9 protein-coding genes are annotated in these 21,154 nt (G+C 32.0%); 4 read left to right on the plus strand and 5 right to left on the minus strand.

All coding sequences use genetic code 11. From position 1 onward, the window contains the following. Positions 1-86: 86 nt before the first annotated feature. The 4 genes from QWY99_RS09495 (at position 87) to QWY99_RS09510 (ending at position 12,148) form a co-directional block, all read left to right on the plus strand. Positions 87-7,334 carry a T9SS type B sorting domain-containing protein gene (locus QWY99_RS09495; RefSeq protein WP_290264167.1) on the plus strand — a complete coding sequence of 2,416 codons (7,248 nt, stop codon included), beginning with the start codon at positions 87-89 and terminating at the stop codon, positions 7,332-7,334. A gap of 21 nt (positions 7,335-7,355) precedes the next feature. Continuing rightward, positions 7,356-8,294, plus strand: coding sequence for a PorP/SprF family type IX secretion system membrane protein (locus QWY99_RS09500; protein WP_290264168.1), 939 nt, complete (start codon positions 7,356-7,358; stop codon positions 8,292-8,294). Between the two features lie 276 nt (positions 8,295-8,570). Beyond that, complete coding sequence (locus QWY99_RS09505) at positions 8,571-9,632, plus strand: helix-turn-helix domain-containing protein (protein ID WP_290264170.1); 1,062 nt, start codon at positions 8,571-8,573, stop codon at positions 9,630-9,632. A 116-nt stretch (positions 9,633-9,748) separates the two neighbouring features. Beyond that, complete coding sequence (locus QWY99_RS09510) at positions 9,749-12,148, plus strand: TonB-dependent receptor (RefSeq protein ID WP_290264172.1); 2,400 nt, start codon at positions 9,749-9,751, stop codon at positions 12,146-12,148. A gap of 58 nt (positions 12,149-12,206) precedes the next feature. Here the strand turns inward: QWY99_RS09510 and QWY99_RS09515 are convergent, their stop codons facing one another. The 5 genes from QWY99_RS09515 to QWY99_RS09535 form a co-directional block, all read right to left on the minus strand. Next, the gene (locus tag QWY99_RS09515; protein ID WP_290264174.1) at positions 12,207-12,857 is read right to left on the minus strand and encodes a VOC family protein; all 651 of its coding nucleotides are present in this window, start codon (positions 12,855-12,857) and stop codon (positions 12,207-12,209) included. A gap of 148 nt (positions 12,858-13,005) precedes the next feature. Further along, a complete protein-coding gene (locus tag QWY99_RS09520; RefSeq protein WP_290264176.1) occupies positions 13,006-13,764 on the minus strand; it encodes a LytR/AlgR family response regulator transcription factor in 759 nt (252 codons plus the stop codon). A gap of 59 nt (positions 13,765-13,823) precedes the next feature. Continuing rightward, on the minus strand, positions 13,824-15,143 hold the full coding sequence (locus tag QWY99_RS09525) for a RagB/SusD family nutrient uptake outer membrane protein (RefSeq protein WP_290264178.1): 1,320 nt from the start codon (positions 15,141-15,143) through the stop codon (positions 13,824-13,826). Positions 15,144-15,153: 10 nt separating this feature from the next. Then, positions 15,154-18,489, minus strand: a complete 3,336-nt coding sequence (locus tag QWY99_RS09530) for a SusC/RagA family TonB-linked outer membrane protein (protein WP_290264180.1) — start codon at positions 18,487-18,489, stop codon at positions 15,154-15,156. A 24-nt stretch (positions 18,490-18,513) separates the two neighbouring features. Beyond that, on the minus strand, positions 18,514-21,111 hold the full coding sequence (locus QWY99_RS09535) for a zinc-dependent metalloprotease (RefSeq protein ID WP_290264182.1): 2,598 nt from the start codon (positions 21,109-21,111) through the stop codon (positions 18,514-18,516). Positions 21,112-21,154 lie beyond the last annotated feature (43 nt).

The following is a 21,154-nucleotide window of genomic DNA, read 5'->3' on the forward strand; positions in this document are numbered from 1 at the left end:
GTCCCCCTGCTGTTTTATTATAAGTATCATTAGTAGACTAGTTTTGCCGCTTTTATTAGAATCTTAAAAGAACAAACTGAATCAATATGGCAAAAACACACCTTAGTAAATTAATTCTAAAAAGAACTTTTATTACTATCTGTATCATATTTATAGCACTTAATAAAATTTCTGCGCAAAAAGTATTTGACAATAATGTACTTCGTTTTGGTACAGGATCTGAAAATTCTGTAAACACAGGTGGAAATTTACAACAACCATTTTATTTTAATTCTACGTTATCTAGTTGGTCTCAATTAACATTCAATAATTATTCTTTTGATAATGCCTATTTTATTGGTGGTGATGGTACGAATGAATGGAATGTAAATGGTAATTCCTCCATTAATCCAATTTTAACAAATCAATTAATAGACTATTCTAGGTTTGTGCATACTACAGGATCAAAAGGATATGGCACGATAATTTCAAAAGGGAACATTACCATTGATGGTTCATTATTAGAAGTCGAAAACACTTTTACATTAGAAGAAAATTCTAGTTTTATAATGATTAAGGCGAAAATTAAAAATATTGGGACTCTACCCGTGAACAATGTAAGATATTGGTCAGGTACAAAAGATGATTATATTGGAACTAATGATAGACCAGAAAAAACACGAGGAAATATAGTTGGTGATTTGTTTATGCCTATAGCTACTAAAAGCGAAAGATCTAAAGCACTTAAACTTTTTTCTGGTCAAGAAGGTGTTTTCATTTTTTCAAATTCCAATCGTGCCAATACCTTTATTGATAAATATGGGGTTTGGGAAGAAATAATTAAAAAAGATCCAAGTATAAGTGATATTTCAAGTGGTCAAACGGATGGGTCTTATGGGTTTTATGTTAGATTAAAAGACTTAGATGTAGGGGAGAGTGATGTATTTACATGGTATTATGCCGCTGGTAAAGTTGTATATTTAGAAGAAATAGTTAAAGATATTGCTAATGCAAGTGGAGCTGTAAGTAATATAAAATATACATCGGCAGATTTCAAGACTACTGTCAATAAAGATTTAAAAGGATATTATGTAGTTGTTGAAGCTGGATCTGTTGCTCCTACAGTAAATGAAATAAAAGGAGGTTTAGATTATGCAGGCGTTCAGGTTGTAGCAAGGGGTGATTCTAATCTTTTGGCCAACGTATTAGCTTCATTTCCTATTACAGGGCTGACATTAAATACAACTTATGATTTATACTTTGTAGCTGATGATGGTATTACTCCTAATTCAATAATATTAAATTCTACTTTTAGCACACCTGATTTATTGAGATTGGTAGTAGCTTCGGAAAGTAATATTTCATGTTTTGGAGCTAATAATGGTTCTGCCTCGGTTACTACTATTGGAGGAATGCCTCCTTATACTTATGCATGGTCTCCGTCAGGCGGAAGTGCTGCTAGTGTAACAAATCTTAGTCCAGATAATTATGTGGTTACTGTAAAGGATCATAATAATGAGACTGCATTTAGAAACTTTACAATAACAGAACCTGATGAACTTGTTGCAACGATTAATACCCAAACTAATACCGATTGTAGCACACATAATAATGGAGAAGCAACTGTCACAGTAACAGGAGGAACAGGCGTTTATACATACAGTTGGGACACTACTCCAGTACAGACTGCGGCAACTGCTACAGGGCTATTACCTGGTACTTATACGGTAACAGTAACTGATGAGAAAAATTGTTCGACAACAGATGATGTAACTATTGTTGTCGAAGATCAGATTCTTCCAACAGTTTTAACCAAAAACATCACAGTTCAGTTAGATGCTACAGGAAATGCAACTATAACTCCTGCAGCAATTGATAATGTTTCTAGTGATAACTGTGCTATTGCATCAATAGATTTGGATATAAAAACTTTTGATTGTTCCAATATTGGACCAAATACGGTAACGTTAACTGTTACTGATGTTAATGGAAACGCGGCTTCTGAAACTGCTGTAGTAACTGTTGAGGATAATATTAATCCAATAGTTTTAACCAAAAACATCACAGTTCAGTTAGATGCTACAGGAAATGCAACTATAACTCCTGCAGCAATTGATAATGTTTCTAGTGATAACTGTGCTATTTTATCAATAGATTTAGATATAAAGACTTTTGATTGTTCTAATATTGGACCAAATACGGTAACGTTAACTGTTACTGATGTTAATGGAAACGTAGCCACTGAAACTGCTGTAGTAACTGTTGAGGATAATATTAATCCAATAGTTTTAACCAAAAACATCACAGTTCAGTTAGATGCTACAGGAAATGCAACTATAACTCCTGCAGCAATTGATAATGTTTCTAGTGATAACTGTGCTATTTTATCAATAGATTTAGATATAAAGACTTTTGATTGTTCTAATATTGGACCAAATACGGTGACGTTAACTGTTACTGATGTTAATGGAAACGCGGCCTCTGAAACTGCTGTAGTAACTGTTGAGGATAATATTAATCCAATAGTTTTAACCAAAAACATCACAGTTCAGTTAGATGCTACAGGAAATGCAACTATAACTCCTGCAGCAATTGATAATGTTTCTAGTGATAACTGTGCTATTTTATCAATAGATTTAGATATAAAGACTTTTGATTGTTCTAATATTGGACCAAATACGGTAACGTTAACTGTTACTGATGCTAATGGAAACGCGGCCTCTGAAACTGCTGTAGTAACTGTTGAGGATAATATTAATCCAATAGTTTTAACCAAAAACATCACAGTTCAGTTAGATGCTACAGGAAATGCAACTATAACTCCTGCAGCAATTGATAATGTTTCTAGTGATAACTGTGCTATTTTATCAATAGATTTAGATATAAAGACTTTTGATTGTTCTAATATTGGACCAAATACGGTAACCTTAACTGTTACTGATGTTAATGGAAATTCAGCGTCTGGAACCGCTGTAGTAACTGTAGAAGATTTGATTGCCCCAACTGTTGTAACCCAAAATAGAACAGTTCAATTGGATGATACTGGAAACGCCACGATAACTCCAGCGCTAATTGATAATATGTCTACTGATAATTGTAGCATTGATACCATGGTATTAGATAAAATGACTTTTAATTGTACCAATATTGGAACAAATACTGTAACACTAACTGTTACTGATGTTAATGGAAACGTAGCCACTGAAACTGCTGTAGTAACTATTGAGGATAAAATTAATCCAACAGTTTTAACCAAAAACATCACAGTTCAATTGGATGCTACTGGGAATGCCACGATAACTCCAGCGCTGATTGATAATATGTCTACAGATAATTGTAGCATTGATACCATGGTATTGGATAAAATGACTTTTAATTGTACAAACATTGGAATAAATACAATAACGCTAACTGTTACTGATGTTAATGGAAATTCAGCGTCTGGAACCGCTGTAGTAACTGTAGAAGATTTGATTGCCCCAACTGTTGTAACCCAAAATAGAACAGTTCAATTGGATGATACTGGAAACGCCACGATAACTCCAGCGCTAATTGATAATATGTCTACTGATAATTGTAGCATTGATACCATGGTATTAGATAAAATGACTTTTAATTGTACCAATATTGGAACAAATACTGTAACACTAACTGTTACTGATGTTAATGGAAACGTAGCCACTGAAACTGCTGTAGTAACTATTGAGGATAAAATTAATCCAACAGTTTTAACCAAAAACATCACAGTTCAATTGGATGCTACTGGGAATGCCACGATAACTCCAGCGCTGATTGATAATATGTCTACAGATAATTGTAGCATTGATACCATGGTATTGGATAAAATGACTTTTAATTGTACCAATATTGGAACAAATACAATAACACTAACTGTTACTGATGTTAATGGAAATTCAGCGTCTGGAACTGCTGTAGTAACTGTTGAGGATAAAATTAATCCAATAGTTTTAACCAAAAACATCACAGTTCAGTTAGATGCTACAGGAAATGCAACTATAACTCCTGCAGCAATTGATAATGTTTCTAGTGATAACTGTGGAATTGCAACATTTGATTTAGATATAAAAACTTTTGATTGTTCCAATATTGGACCAAATACGGTAACGTTAACTGTTACTGACGTTAATGGAAACGCGGCCTCTGAAACTGCTGTAGTAACTGTTGAGGATAATATTAATCCAATAGTTTTAACCAAAAACATCACAGTTCAATTGGACGCTACAGGAAATGCAACTATAACTCCTGCAGAAATTGATAATGTTTCTAGTGATAACTGTGCTATTTCATCAATAGATTTGGATATAAAAACTTTTGATTGTTCCAATATTGGACCAAATACGGTAAGGTTAACTGTTACTGATGTTAATGGAAACGCTGCCACTGAAACTGCTGTAGTAACTATTGAGGATAATATTAATCCAATAGTTTTAACCAAAAACATCACAGTTCAGTTAGATGCTACAGGAAATGCAACTATAACTCCTGCAGCAATTGATAATGTTTCTAGTGATAACTGTGGAATTGCAACAATGGATTTGAACATAAAGACTTTTAATTGCTCTAATATTGGACCAAATACGGTAACGTTAACTGTTACTGATGTTAATGGAAACGCGGCCTCTGAAACTGCTGTAGTAACAGTTGAGGATAAAATTGATCCAACTGTTTTGACCAAAAACATCACAGTTCAGTTAGACGCTACAGGAAATGCTACCATAACTCCAGCAGAAATTGATAATCTTTCTAGTGATAACTGTGCTATTTTATCAATAGATTTAGATATAAAGACTTTTGATTGTTCTAATATTGGACCAAATACGGTAACGTTAACTGTTACTGATGTTAATGGAAACACGGCCTCTGAAACTGCAGTAGTAACTGTTGAGGATAATATTAATCCAATAGTTTTAACCAAAAACATCACAGTTCAGTTAGATGCTACAGGAAATGCAACTATAACTCCTGCAGAAATTGATAATGTTTCTAGTGATAACTGTGCTATTTCATCAATAGATTTAGATATAAAGACTTTTGATTGTTCTAATATTGGACCAAATACGGTAACATTAACTGTTACTGATGTTAATGGAAACGCGGCCTCTGAAACTGCAGTAGTAACTATTGAGGATAAAATTAATCCAATAGTTTTAACCAAAAACAGCACAGTTCAGTTAGATGCTACAGGAAATGCAACTATAACCCCTGCAGAAATTGATAATGTTTCTAGTGATAACTGTGGAATTGCAACATTCGATTTGGATATAAAAACTTTTGATTGTTCCAATATTGGACTAAATACGGTAACGTTAACTGTTACTGACGTTAATGGAAACGCTGCCACTGAAACTGCTGTAGTAACTATTGAGGATAAAATTGATCCAATAGTTATAACCCAGAACATCACAGTTCAGCTAAATGCTACAGGAAATGCAACTATAACTCCTGCAGCAATTGATAATGTTTCTAGTGATAACTGTGGAATTGCAACATTCGATTTGGATATAAAAACTTTTGATTGTTCCAATATTGGACCAAATACGATAACGTTAACTGTTACTGATGTTAATGGAAACGCGGCCTCTGAAACTGCTGTAGTAACTGTTGAGGATAATATTAATCCAATAGTTTTAACCAAAAACATCACAGTTCAGTTAGATGCTACAGGAAATGCAACTATAACTCCTGCAGCAATTGATAATGTTTCTAGTGATAACTGTGGAATTGCATCAATGGATTTGAACATAAAGACTTTTAATTGCTCTAATATTGGACCAAATACAGTAACGTTAACTGTTACTGATGTTAATGGAAATACAGCCTCAGAAACTGCTGTAGTAACAGTTGAGGATAAAATTGATCCAACTGTTTTGACCAAAAACATCACAGTTCAGTTAGACGCTACAGGAAATGCTACCATAACTCCAGCAGAAATTGACAACCTTTCTACCGACAATTGTAGGATTGATAAATTAGAGTTAGATAAAACAACTTTTGATTGTACTAATATTGGTGACAATACGGTAACACTGACTGTTACTGATGTTAATGGAAACACAGCTACTCAAACTGCTGTAGTGACTATTGAGGATAAAATAAAACCAACTGTTATAACCCAGAACATCACAGTTCAATTGAATGCCTCGGGGACTGCAGTAATAACTTCAGCGCTAATTGACAATGGTTCTAATGACGCTTGTACTATTGATTCGATAATACTCGATAAAACAAGCTTTACTTGTAGTGATATAGGACCAAATACAGTAACGTTAACTGTTACTGATGTTAATGGAAATACAGCGTCTGGAGTTGCTGTGGTAACTGTTGAGGATAAAATAAAACCTACTGTAATTACACAAGACATCACAATTTCCCTTAGTACAATTGGAACTGTAAGCATTACAGCTAATCAAATTGATAACGGTTCTACAGATAATTGTGGAATCGATAAAAAGGAATTGGATAAAATGATTTTCGATTGTACTAACATCGGAATAAATACGGTAATCTTAACTATTACTGACCTTAATGGAAACTCTGAAATTGGAACTGCTGTAGTAACAATTTTACCAGTACCAGAGCCAATAATTCCAAGTTTATCACAAGAATTTTGTTCAATAGATGCCCCATCGATAAGAGATATTGATATAAACGATGCAACGAATGTAAAATGGTTTACTGATGCAACTTCTACTCAAACGTTATCCCTAAATGCAAGTATTAGCAATGGGATATATTATGCTGCTACTGCATATGGAAATTGTTATAGTAATCGTATTCCTGTTCAAATTAGCATTAAAGATGCACCTGCTCCAACAGGTAACGAGATACAATATATGTGTAAAGAAAAAGAAACTGTAATTACAGATCTTATAACAAACGAACAAGAAGTCTTATGGTATACTACAGCCACAGGTGGTAGTCCGTTGTCATCAACTACAATTTTAGAAGATAATAATAAATACTACGCGTCATATATAGGATCTGAATGTGAAAGTACGAAGAGATTAGAAGTAACAGTTCATGTGCGTTATTGTGATGTTTCGGTAAATAATGGAATTTCGGCCAATGGCGATGGTAAGAATGATTACTTTTTTGTAGAAGGCGCAACAACTTTCCCTGATAATAAACTCGAAATTTTTAACAGTTGGGGAGGCCTAGTGTTCGAAGCTAATCGCTATGGATATAATGATAATTTATTTAAAGGCTATGGCAATAAGGGAGTAGGAAGTGGGGCTGGTTTACTGCCTTATGGGACTTATTATTATGTCTTTAGCTTTACTAATCATGATAATAAGCGTATCACAAAAAAAGGCTTTTTACACCTAAATCCTTAATATTTAAACCAAAATACTCAAATGAAATTTAATTATATATTAGCCTTTGCGTTTACTTTTATTCTATTTTCTGCAAGAGGCCAACAAGATGCTCAATTTTCTGACTATAAACTTAATATGTCTAGTTTTAATCCTGCTTTTGCAGGATTCTTTGACGGAAGCGTATTATTGATTCACCGCTCACAGTTCACCGGATTTGAAGGGGCACCAGAAAGTAAAAATCTAAATATCAATATTCCACTTACAATGAATATGGGAACTGGAATTAATGTATCAAGTGAAAAATTAGGTGTAACAGAAGAATTAGTTATAGCAGCTGACTATTCATACACGATTTTTACCGATGAAATTAATATGCTTTCATTTGGACTTAAAGCTGGTTTTAATATGCTCAATGTAGATTATACACTACTTGATTTACAAAACAATAATGATATGAGTTTTGAGAATAATATCGAAAATAGAATAACTCCAAGAATAGGAGTTGGGTTTTTATTTAACACTCCTAAATGGTTTATTGGAGTATCAACTCCAAATTTTATTAGGGAAAGTTATAACCCAACTGTTAAAGGAATATCAGTTACAAAACCTCAAATTTATTTTACCACAGGATATCAAACTGCACTTACAGACGAATTATTATTTAAGCCTTCAATATTAGCAAAAGGAGTTCAAGGAGCGCCGTTAGCAATAGATTTTGCTTTTAATTTTGAGTTTAAAGAAAAGTTTAGATTTGGAACTTCATATCGTTGGAAATCAGCAATTACTGGGATAATAGGAGTAGATGTAGTTCCTGAATTTCAAGCAGGCTATGCATATGATCACAACATCAATGGATTAGGAAAATACGCACCATCATCACACCAGTTTTATATAAAATATACATTTAAGCAGTCAAAGTATATGCGTCGCGATTGTGGGTGCAGTTTTACAAGCCCAATTAATAATATTGGTTATTAGGTTGTAATTCTATGGGTTTAAATGAATTATTGCCCAGGTAGGAGTTGTTCTCTAATTACTTTAAACAAGTCAGTAGACAATAAAATTGAACTAGAAAGCCCAACCATAAAGTTGGGCTTTTTGTTGTTCTAACATTAAAAAATATATTTTAGATTTGATTAAATAATCTTAATGCTAAGAAATTTCGTGATTATTTAATTTATTAATTGTCCGTCTACATCATTCTTTTTTTTAGCTTTGTCCATAGCGTAATCAATATACAATCAAGAATATATTATGGATATAGGCAAAGAACTTTTATTCTTTTTTAGTGCTTTAGGAGCTTTTAACGGAATCATCCTAGGAGCCTATTTCTTTTTTTTTACCAAGAAAAAGTATTTTGGAAATTATTTTTTAGGCGCGCTTTTATTCGCGTTAAGCATACGAATAGCAAAATCGGTATTTGTCTATTTTGATCCCACTTTACCTAAAACATATCTTCAAATTGGACTTTCGGCATGTTTTTTTATAGGTCCTTTTTTATACTATTTTTTTAAAGCTTCAGTAAAGAATATAAATACAATGCCAAAAAACTGGAAGCTTACACTTCTTTTTTGGTTATTATTAATTGTCACTGTAGGAACATTATATCCGTACAAAAATTATCCAATGCTTTGGAATCTTTATTTTGTAAAATTGATCTATTTACAGTGGTTTATTTATATTGTTTTATCTGGTTTTACAATTAAAGCAATACTAAAAACTATTATTAACAGTAAACAAAAAGCCAGTCCAGCCGAAACATGGTTAGGAATGATTTATTTGGGAAATGTGCTACTCTTTACATTTTATTTTCTAGCATTAATTAACGCACCATCTGTTTCCTATATCAGTGGGTCTATTATTTTTTCATTCATTTTGTATCTGATTATTTCTGTCCTTTTGTACAGAAAAAAAACAGATGATTTGTTTTTACTTAATTCATCAAAACATTCAAGCAAAAAAGTAAATTCGGCTGAAGAAACAATTATATCCGAGAAACTTGAAAATATAATGCTTGAGAAAGAATTGTATAAAAATCCAAATTTAACTTTACAAGATTTAGCCAAAGAAATAAATTACACAAGCCATCAATTATCACAGTTCTTAAATTCTAACTTAGGAAAAAACTTCACTACTTATGTAAATGAATTTAGGATAAACGAAGCTTGTAAAATTATGACAACCAATGATAAAATTACTTTAGAATCTATTGGGTACGATGTAGGTTTTAATTCTAAATCTACTTTCTTCGCAGCATTTAAAAAGCATACAGGAACAACACCTGCTAATTATCAACAACGTGCTTTATTGACCTAAAATAGAGTACAGATATATAAATCCGTACTCCCGATTTCTACTTAGATTACCTCTCATAGCGATTTACGATTGACTTTTGTACCAACAAAAAATCAAACTCTTAATCGTACTATTTTATGAGAATACTTATCGCTGCTTTTATTTACACTTATTGCTTGCTAATTGCTTCCACAGGAATTAAAGCACAATCAATACAACATATTTCAGGAAAAATTGTCAATCATAATAATGAAGTTATGATGGGCAATGTATCTTTATTATCTGTACGTGATTCAACTTTAATTAAGCAAAATGACTTTTTGGACGGCACGTTTGAATTAGCCGCAATCAATCAAAATAAAGTAATAATTCGTTTTGCATCTGTCGAGTTCAATACCACTTTTATTGATGTAAACTACAACGGAAATGAACATATAAATTTAGGAACTATAATTGTTAAGGGAAATAACAATCAATTGAATGAAGTCGTTATCAAAAATCAAACTTCACCAATAAAATACGGCCCAAACGGATCTGTTGAAGTCAATGTAACCAATACAATACTATCTACTAGTAGTTCTGTAAATGAATTATTAGGTAGAGTCCCTAATGTTATTGTTACTGAGGGGCAAATAAGCGTATTAGGAAAAGGGGAGGCAATTATTTATTTAAATGGAATATTAATTAGTACTGAACGCTTTGCTGCAATTCCTGTTTCACAAATTGCAAAGATTGAAGTTATTTCTAATCCATCTTCTAAATATGATGCAGAAGGAAAAGCAGTAATTAATATTATTACAAAGAAAAACAAAGAGAGTGGAATTATGGGAACAGCAAATCAGCAAGTTACTGTTTCAAAATTTGCAGGTACAAGCACCAATTCATTATTGGATTTTAATTATAATAAAGGGAAATTTTCATTTATAACAAACTTCGGATTGCAATTAGGACACAGTCGGGAATTGTTATATACAACTAGAATAAGACCTGATCCAACCGAATATATGAAGTCTGAACTTACTACAGATTGGAAGCGAAGGTTTAATAATTATTCAAATTTTGGATTTGGACTACAGTATTCTTTTTCGGATTCTGATTATATTTCAATTGAATATAGTGGCAATATCGAAGATTTGGGTGGAGTAGTAGAAAGTCGCAATTCTATTTTGACAAATAGCAGTACTATTTTTTATGCCACAGATGTTGATAAAAATGATGTTAGACTGAATCAATTTATTAATTTAAACTATAATGTAGTTAATAGTACCAATGGGTCGTCATTATTTATTGGAATGCAATATTCTAATTATAATAGTATGGTTAAAGATCTTATAAGCGAAAACGGTTTGGTTGATGTTCTAAACTCAGGAAGATTCTTAAAAAACAATGCCGATTATAGAATTAACATCATAAATACTCAGGCTGATTACTCAAAGAAAATCAGTGATAATAGTAAGTTAGAGTTTGGTGCAAAGCTAAGCACTGCTGCTATTAAGACTAGCTCTTATTTTTTAATTTCGGATAAAAATAATCCTGAATTTGAGCTTAACGACCAACTTTCAAGTGATTTTAAGTATGATGAGCAAATAGGAGCAGCCTATTTTAATTACAGCAGCTCTCTATCAGATAAATTTAATTTTTCTGTTGGCGCTCGAGGCGAATGGACCAATTATGAATTGAATACCACAGCAAATGGCAAACAACAATTCAAAAAAAACTACATAAATATATTTCCTAATTTACTAGTGAATATGCCAGTTTCAGATGATTTAAAATTACACGCTTCTTATGTTTCAAGAATTACAAGACCAAGATATCAGGGGCTTAATCCGTATGTTATTTATCAGGATCCATTTACAACTATTGAAGGAAATCCAAATCTTAAACCTGAAAAAATTCATGCTTTTGAAGTTGGTGCTTTGTATAAAAAATTTGATTTTAAGTTGGGATATAACTATAAAATTGACCCTATAACTGGTGCTGCTCTGCGAGGTAATAACCCAAATAGCTACATTCTAAAGGGAATTAATATGGATAAGGAAGACAGTTATTTTGCCTCAATTTCAAGATCATTAGCTACAAAATGGTGGAGTTCAACCAATACAGTGAGTATGAATTATTCTAAACTAGTTGATAATACCTATTCATTTGCTTTAGGAAGAGCTACGCCTCAGATATATTTGTATTCGAATAATACGTTTACCATTCCTAAACTATTTAAGATTCAGTTGCTTGCTTGGTATCTGGGCGATAAAGGTTATGGTTTAGGAGAGGATAATAAACGTTCTACAGTGACATTAGGAGTAGAAAGAACCTTTTTAGACAATGCTTTAAAGTTGAATTTTACTGCAAATGATATTTTTAAAGGTTTTAATCGTTCCGGAAATTATGAAGTAGGACAAACAGAGATTTATTATCATAGAACGTATACTACCAATTATTTTAAACTAATCGCAACTTATAATTTCGGTAATTCCAAAAAAACGGATTATAAGAAAAAAGAAATTGAACAAACAGAAAATAGTAGAGCAAGGTAATTGATATAAAACAAAGTAGGCTTAGAAATTTAATTCTAAGCCTATAAGTTGTTACAAATTAAAATTCTAATTGGGCTATTCTATCGTTATTTTCTAATCGAATAGCAGTTTTGTTGCTTTCAGAAGGAGTTTGTGTTGGGTACCAATTTCGGTTAGGTTTTACAATAATTAACAGCCCTTCATCATCACCAATGGCAGTAAAAGCTTCACTATTGGCATTTTTGCTAAAGAAGTTGAGTTGGTACTTGTTTATCAAATCTTGACCTAGTACTAAAGGAGATTCATGCACAATACCGATTTCGCTAATACTGAGTATAGATTTAGTATCAAAGGATTTAGTTTCTGAATTAATAAGATCATGTCTTGCAATAAATTCTAATAAATTACCACTGTTGTCATAAAAGTAAACAGCATTGGCATTCCAAGTTTCGAATCTAGTGATTACATTTTCGTCTTCAATACAAATTAAATCAACTTTATTTCTACACCATTTTATAGCTTCATCAAGTTTATTATTAGGAATATTGAAGGCTAAATGATAAATAGAATTGAAATTTTTATCCTCAATGAATTCTAAAACCGAAATTCCTATTTGAAAAGATACCGTTGTTGAATCGTTTTTTAAAATTTGAAACCCGAGAGTTTGTGTATAAAACGCAATAGTTTTTGGGATATCGTTAGTTTGAATTTGTATGTGCTGTAATTTCATTTTTTATTTGTTAGACAAAGAAATTGGTTAAAATCTTAGTCGTTTATACAAATATATGAAAACACGATTGTACAAATAAAGGAATGTAATTGTATGCGTCTATAAGAGAATCATGTTTTTTTATGTTTCAATTTAAGTTGCATTTAAACTAGGAGTCAAGCCAATTCTTAAAATTATTAATTTCTTTTTTGCTCAAAATAATCGGGTCCGTGTCTGGGATAGCAATGTTTAATAACAATTCAATTTTCTGACTAGAATGTTTAACAATTTCCTGAATATGGTTTCTGTTTAAAATGAATTTTCGATTGACTTTAAAGAAAAGGGCGGGGTCTAATTTATAGATTAGATCTTTAAGATTACTATTGTAAAAATAGCTATTACCAGAGTTCGTATAAATAAACAAATGTTTACCTGTAGCGTAAAAATAAGCGATAGTCTGATCGTTTATTGAAATCAGTTTGTCTCTATGATTTACCAAAAAATGATGTTGAACGCTAGTTTGACTTTCAAGAGCAACGAGCGATTCTACAATTGGATTTGGGTTGAATACTTCTTTTATATTTTGATATTTTGATAATGCTTCAAGTAGTTCTTGCTCTTCATAAGGTTTAAGAAGGTAATCTATTGTAAAATGTTTAAAGACTTTTACTGCATAAGAGTCGTAAGCAGTAATAAAAATCACAGGGCATGAAACAGTTATTTTTTCAAATATATCAAGGCTTTTTCCGTCACCTAGATGAATATCCATGAAGGCAAGATCAACCGTGTTTTCTTTAAAAAAAGCAACAGCATCTTTTACAGATTTTATCAAAGTTATTTCACTTATAGAAATAATACTTTGTTGTTCCAGAATTGATTTTAGATAACTTGAAGCAAGATGTTCGTCTTCAATAATTACTATTTTCATTTGATCTTGTATTTTTTGTAAAGTTAAAAAAAAAGCCCCGTTAAACGGGGCTTATTAATTTACAATTCTGGATTGTTTAGTCTTGCATCTAATGGGAAAGGTAATGTATATCTCGGATCATTTTGAATCAAAGTATAAGTCTTGCCACCTATTGTGTGTTCGATCTGTTTTTGAGTAGTTCTTCTTAAATCAAACCAACGTTGCCCTTCAATAGAAAATTCACGTTGTCTTTCTTGATATACAAAATCAAGAAGTTCTGTTTGATTCATAGCACCAATCTTTGTGCTCAATTGAGCGAAACCTGTGGTATTATATCGGTTTTTTATGAAATTCAATAGTGTTGTTCTAGCAGTTGCAAGATCATTTAATTGCACTGAAGCTTCCGCTTTTGTCAAATATAATTCAGAAGTTCTAAACGTGTTTTTCTGATTTAATTCGCCTCCCTTTTTGAAGATTAATTGACTACCGCTTTTCTGGTAATACAAATTAAAACGCAAATCATTTGTTTGATCATACACATCTGTTAACGTAGGAGCTACATAGGCAGATCTTCTTATTTTGTTTTCAAATGTAATTTCAAGAGCCATTATTGACTCTTTAGTATCATAATTGTTTGGAAGAATAGGAGTGGTATTTAAATCAACTAATGCGTTATTAATCGCCAGTCCCTTTTCTGTAGCTTCTAAAGCTAGAGCCCATTGTTTTTGATACAAATAAACACGTGATTCCATTGTATATAAAGCAGCCTTAGAAAAACGATAGTTTAGTCCTTTTGCTTGAGTGTCTAGGTTCAATAGTTTTTTTGCAGCTTCTTTATCCGAATGAATTTGAGCGTAAATAACAGCAACACTTTCTGGTATATAAGCTTGTTCTAAATCTATTTTTAATGCCAATGGAACACCTGTATCTGAACTTGCAGTTGCTGCATTGTATTGTTTTCCAAATAAGTTAACTAAATCAAAGTAAGCTAATGCTCTTAGTGCGTAAGCCTCACCAATCAATTGATCTTTTTCTGCCGAAGCTTCAAGTTTACCACTAGCTTCATTAATAATTACATTGGTATAAAAAATACAGTTATATAATCCTGCATATGGAAATTTTGTAGAAATACGATCTGGATTTGCATCATTCCATATATAGTTATCTTTATAGAATGCTAAATCATTACTTTCTTCTTCCAGAATCATTTCATCTGTTCTTAAAGCAGTAAGTGATTTGTGTAATGGAAAAGTTGAATATCCTCTAGTAAGAACAGCTCTAAAATCAACAAGTGTTTCAGGAATTACTTTACCTACAGGCTTTACGTCAAGGTAATCATCACAGCTTGAAGCTACAATAGCAGCTACAAAAAGAAATAGGTATTTTGATATGTTTTTCATCTTAAATTAATTAAAAAGTTATGTTACATCCTATTGTTAATGATTTAGGAATTGGTTGTGCGTAAATGTTTCCATAAGTTTCTGGATCAAAATATCCTTTATAATCAGAACTAATAACAAATAAGTTTCTTCCTTCAATACTGAATCTGATGCTATCCATAAATAATTTTTGCATTGCTTTTTTAGGTAAAGTGTAACCAAAACGCAAACTACTCAATCTCATATAACTCATTTCATGTACCCAAGTGTCTAAGTATTTGTTGGTATTCATTGGATTTGCACCACCATACCACTTGTAAGCCATCCAAGAATCACCAGCGCCATCATTACCAACAATTCCTGGTAAGTTAGATCCTGTATTAGTAGGTGACCAAGCATTAAGAATATCAGTCGTAAAGTTTTGTCCGCGATCTACCAATGCCCCATTGTAAGGAGGTGTTTCAACAACAGTTTGCTTAATATTAAAAGTGGTAGCAACTGTAATGTCAAAATTATGAATTTTGAAAGTATTGGTAAAACCACCGGTAAACTTAGGATCTAAATCTCCAGCATAAGTAAATAAATCTCTTATCTCTTTAGTATCAAGTTTAGACTGTGTGAATTCTCCAGGAATGATATCAGCTAAAGCATCATACAATTGAAAAAAGGTTTGAGTATTAACCGTTTCTCCTTTTTTATTTACAAATAAAGGGTATCCATTTTCATCAACTCCATTAGTCTTTAAAGCAAATACAGCTCTTACTGGGTAACCTTGTAGCGATGGAGTAAGCTCATTTTCTCTTATTTGTACACGATCAACATGACTCTTATTGTGTGAGAAATTAATGTTAGTTGTCCATTTAAAATTTGGACGATCAATATTCTTAGTTGCCAATGCAATCTCAAAACCTTTATTAGTTACTTGTGCCCAGTTTAAAGTTGTGAACTCAAATCCGTTTTCTACAGCAAGCGATTGAACACCGATCAAATCACTACTTTTTCTTCCATACATATCAGTAACGATACTAATACGGTTATTGAATAAACCTAAATCCATACCAAAGTTGGTGTTTTCAGTTTTTTCCCATCTAAGCTTATCATTAGGAGGACTTAATATAGTAATAGTAGGTTCAGATTGCCCTGGTAAAAGACTTACATTACCATAATCTCCTACTACAAATGGAGATGTTCCTTTGTCTATATTCCCTTGTAATCCATAAGACGCACGTAATCTTAAGTTAGATATTATTTCATTACCTTTTAAGAAATCTTCTTCAGATACTAACCAAGAAGCAGAAGCAGCCCAAAGTGGTAAGTATTTGTATTTAGGATCTACACCAAATAAATCAGAACCATCGTAACGAACACTTCCGAAAAAGGTATATTTTCTGTCGTAAGTATAAGATGCTGTTGCAAAAAATGATGCAAATGCATTTTCATTCTTAGACTTTTTGTAGGCTCTATAAGCAGCATCATCTGCAAGATCAGCGCTAGGGAAAATTATTTGAATTGAAGTCAAGGTTTTAGGATCGTAACCAAAAGCTTTTGTCGCAATATTAGTATTGTAGTTTCTTCTTAATTCACTACCAGCCATAACTTCTAACTCATGTTTTTCATTGAAAACAGTAGAGTAGTTTAACATCGTTTTCCAGTTGTATTGGAAAAAATCGGTATTATTATTTTGAATTATACCTCCTTCTGGAAGAAAATAACTTGGTTTACCATTATTAAATCTACGTGTTTTTTCTCTTTCTTTTCTTGTAAAATAAGTGTCTTTACCAGCATATTTTTCACTTGAAGTATTGTCAAATTGTAAACCAATTTGTGTACTTGCTTTTAAGCCTTTTGTTATTCTGTAATCTACATCAAGGATAGCTTTAATAGCTCTATTTTTTAATTCGTAAGATGAATTTTCTCTTTCTTCTATAAAGTTAAAAGGAATGTAAGTATCAGAATAACCGCTAATATCTTTATCATAGTTATAACTTCCATCAGGGTTAAATGGAGTTAAATATGGGTTTACTGTTCTTGAATAATTTGATGGATTTGTAAAACCGTCTGTGTCCGTTATGTATGATTTTGTTTTGCTTTCAGATCCAAATAATCCAATACCAATATTTAATTTATCTGTTACTTCAAAATTGTTTTTTAAAGTAATATTATATCTATCATAACCAGTTCCTATTGTAGCACCTTCTTCATTATAGGCACCTAAAGAGAAATAATAATCAGATTTTTCACCACCACCAGAAAAGCTTAAACCATATTGCTTATTTATAGATGTTTGGTATAATAAGTCACCCCAATTTGTATTGTTATTTCTTAAACTATTAATAGCATTTTGTGTACCAGGTGATAATGCCGAAAAGCCACCATTTCTATAAGTTCCTAATTCATTAGCTTGATTTAAGATACGAGAAACTTCACCACCACTAGTTCTATATGTCAAGTCAGATCGACTAGCTAATCCTAATTCTAAATCAATTTTTTGAGAAGCATCTAAAAGATTTAATTTTGAAAGATCTGGTTTTTGAGTAACGAAAGTATTAGCAACAAAATTTACTTTCATACTTCCTTTTTTACCTTTTTTAGTAGTAACAACAATTACTCCATTTGCAGCTCTTGCTCCATAAATCGCAGTAGCAGCAGCATCTTTTAAGATAGTGATGTCTTTAATATCATCAGGATTTAAACCTGCAATAGAAAAATTGTTTAATTCATCGATATTATCTTTGTCAAAATTCTTTGGTACATCGTTACTCTCTAAAGGTAAACCGTCTAGTACCCATAATGGATCTTGAGAACCAGAAAGTGATGCAGTACCTCTAACTCTAATTTTTGCAATTGCTCCTGGAGCCCCTGTAGCTTGAGTAACAGCAACACCCGCAACTTGACCAACTAATAATTGATCTAAACTTGCAACACCCGCTTGTTGAATATCAGCCATATTAACTTTGGCTACAGCCGAAGTCAGTTTTCTTTTTTCAATTTTTTGGTATCCAGTCACAACAACTTCCTTAAGCTCACTTAAATCTGCTTTTAAAGAAATGTTATAATTGCTTTGAGAAGTAACATTAACAGTATAAGATTGGTACCCCATGTAGGTTACACGTATACTAGTAATATTATTGCCAATTTTTAATTCAAAATTACCATCAAAATCGGTAACTGTTCCAATACTAGCGCTTTCAATAACGCCCTTTTGGTTTGTACTGTTAGAAACAGAACTGTTCTCAACATAAACAGTTGCACCTGGAATAGGTAATTTATCTTGATAGTCAATTACCTTTCCTTTAATTGTTCGAGTTTCTTGAGCATACCCGACCACCGTCAGGAATATACTTAAGATGTAAATTAATTTTTTCATTTCTGGGTTTAATTGGGATAAAAGTTATAAAGTGGTATTTAAAGCTCTTTCTATTCGTTGAATCAAATCAAAATAATGGTTTTGAGTTTCTTGATTTCCAATATTTTTCTTCGTTCTTAATAATTGTAATACTTGTTTTAATTCTCCTTTTTTATCAGATGTAACTTCAGAAACTCTCTTAAGAGATGTCTGATTGATGTTACGTGCCATTCTTGATTCATCTAATTGATTACATAAATGAGGAATATTTAAATTCTCTTTTATTTCGATTAGTTTTTTACCATCTGTTTTCTCAAAAAGTTTATTTGTAGAAACGATAAGGACATCAACATAATTTTTTTGTGTCATACGCTCCATAATCGTTAAAGATTTATTCTGAATTGTTGGAGCGAAAATGCTTTGACGCATCGTTTTAAATAATTGTGTTACAGTAAACACATTTTCTTTAGCACCATTACGTTGAAATAATTCATCTTCTGTAATTCTCAATAAACGATCATCACTAAGCATACTATAGATAATACCGTATTGTAATTCTCTTGCTAGAGTATAAGGTGTGTACTCATATGGTCCAAGTGGAGAATCTTTTAATGGATTTGTTTTATCTAATATTGAATTAAAAAATAACCATTCAGGAATAGTGATACTATTTTTTAATAAATACGCAACCGCTCTTTTTTGGATAGCTGCAGGAACTGCTACATAACTTGCTTTATTATCACCATGAACAGTTGTGTTAAGGTAAACACCTCCAAGGTTACCTAATACGTGTCTGTTGTAAAGTTGCCATTGTCCTATAGTACCAATATAAAGTTTACCAGTTTCATAATATGATTCGTCTTTATCGTATGTCCAATCTAGAATACTATTAACAACTCTTTTTAAGTTTTTAAGCCCGTATTCACTTGCTTTCATAGCATCATTTCCTAAATCTTCTGATTGAGAACGAGGATCAATTATTTCTCCTTGTTGTTCACCATAAAAATAAATTGGATCATTTTGATGTTTTTCAATTAAGCCATTTAAAGCCGTGTGCTCTTCTTTTACTTCAGGATACCATCTGTAACCCCATTCGATAGCATATTTGTCGTATTCACCAATTTTTGGCGTAATAGCTTCTACATGGTCTTCTGGTTGAGCGATATAATTGTAACGAGCATAATCCATTATAGATGGAGCTGTTCCACCCATTTTAGCAGTAAAATCTTTAGAACGTAATGATTCAACATCATAAGCAAAAGAAGATCCCATATTGTGTTTTAAACCAAAAGTATGTCCAACTTCATGAGAAGAAACAAATCGGATAGCTTCACCCATGTGTTCGTCACTAAATTTATTTCCTCTAGCTTTAGGATCAATTACACCAGTTTGAATACGCATCCAGCTGTGTAATGAAGTCATTACATTATGCCACCAAATAATATCAGATTCAATGATTTCACCACTTCTAGGATCTACAACCGCAGGTCCCATCGCATTCGATTTTGGAGAAGCTACATAAGTAATAACCGAGTAACGTACATCATCGATATCAAAATCAGTATCTTCTTCTGTAGGCTCTTTTGCTATAACCGCATTTTTAAATCCTGCTTTTTCAAAAGCTACTTGCCAATCACGAACACCTTCTATAATATAAGAACGCCATTGTTTGGGAGTAGACGGGTCAATATAATAAACGATAGGTTTTTTAGGCTCTACCAATTCACCTCTACGGTATTTTTCAATGTCTTCTTTTTTAGGTTCTAATCTCCAACGAGTAATTAGTTCTTTTTCACGCATAGCATGTTGATTATCACTAAAATACCAGTGTTTTTCAGTAAAGTAACCAATTCGTTTATCTGAGAAACGAGGTTGCATAGGCACCTTGTCCAATAAAACAATATTACTAGTTACTCCAAGTGTAACCGATAGGGCAGGGCCACCACCTTCACTAATTGAAGTAGTAAGTTGTGATTTAACTACAATGTTCTTAGGGAATGACTTAGCAAATTCAATATATGAAAGTTCCGATTTTACAGAACCTCCAAAACCAATGTTGCTTAATATATCATTAAAGCTTTTTTGTTTACCATCAAAAACTTTATTTGCCTTAATTATAACCGAAGTTGAATCATTATTTTTTGCTTCAATATCAAAAACTTCTATAATAGATTCAGAAAAGTTATTCATAACAGAAGCAGTTATTGCGTCCCCTTTTGGAGAAGAAACACTTGGAACTGATGATTTAACCCAAACTTTTTTTGCTACAAGGTCTTTATGAAAAGTAATGATCTTATTCTCATAATTCATTCCTTTATTTAGACCAGCCTCATTAACTTGCATTGGGACATTAGAAATTTTATTTACCACAAGAAATTCTCTTTGAAAAAGAGAATCGTTTATTTCAAGATAAAGATCAGTCTTAACCTGTATTATATTAAATAAGCCCTTTTTTAGCGTACCGTCTTTAATAAGGTCATTATATTTTTTTCCTTTTTTGTTACTTGTAGAATCTTTAACTTGTTCCGTTTTGTCTTTTCTACTTTTTTTGTCTTTTTTCTGCGCAATAATAACACCACTATTAATCAATAATAGTAGAATTAATGTGTTTTTTAAATTTTTCATTAATGCCTTTTCCCTCATTTAAAGTTAAGTTTAGGTTAATTTTTCGCCTAAAATATCCCAT

It is taken from the genome of Flavobacterium branchiarum (assembly GCF_030409845.1).
GTDB classification, from domain to species: domain Bacteria; phylum Bacteroidota; class Bacteroidia; order Flavobacteriales; family Flavobacteriaceae; genus Flavobacterium; species Flavobacterium branchiarum.

Bases quoted from the DNA above. Each gene is read 5' to 3' on its own strand.
- QWY99_RS09495 (WP_290264167.1), top strand. From the start codon at position 87: ATGGCAAAAACACACCTTAGTAAATTAATTCTAAAAAGAACTTTTATT.
- QWY99_RS09500 (WP_290264168.1), top strand. From the start codon at position 7,356: ATGAAATTTAATTATATATTAGCCTTTGCGTTTACTTTTATTCTATTT.
- QWY99_RS09505 (WP_290264170.1), top strand. From the start codon at position 8,571: ATGGATATAGGCAAAGAACTTTTATTCTTTTTTAGTGCTTTAGGAGCT.
- QWY99_RS09510 (WP_290264172.1), top strand. From the start codon at position 9,749: ATGAGAATACTTATCGCTGCTTTTATTTACACTTATTGCTTGCTAATT.
- QWY99_RS09515 (WP_290264174.1), bottom strand. From the start codon at position 12,857: ATGAAATTACAGCACATACAAATTCAAACTAACGATATCCCAAAAACT.
- QWY99_RS09520 (WP_290264176.1), bottom strand. From the start codon at position 13,764: ATGAAAATAGTAATTATTGAAGACGAACATCTTGCTTCAAGTTATCTA.
- QWY99_RS09525 (WP_290264178.1), bottom strand. From the start codon at position 15,143: ATGAAAAACATATCAAAATACCTATTTCTTTTTGTAGCTGCTATTGTA.
- QWY99_RS09530 (WP_290264180.1), bottom strand. From the start codon at position 18,489: ATGAAAAAATTAATTTACATCTTAAGTATATTCCTGACGGTGGTCGGG.
- QWY99_RS09535 (WP_290264182.1), bottom strand. From the start codon at position 21,111: ATGAGGGAAAAGGCATTAATGAAAAATTTAAAAAACACATTAATTCTA.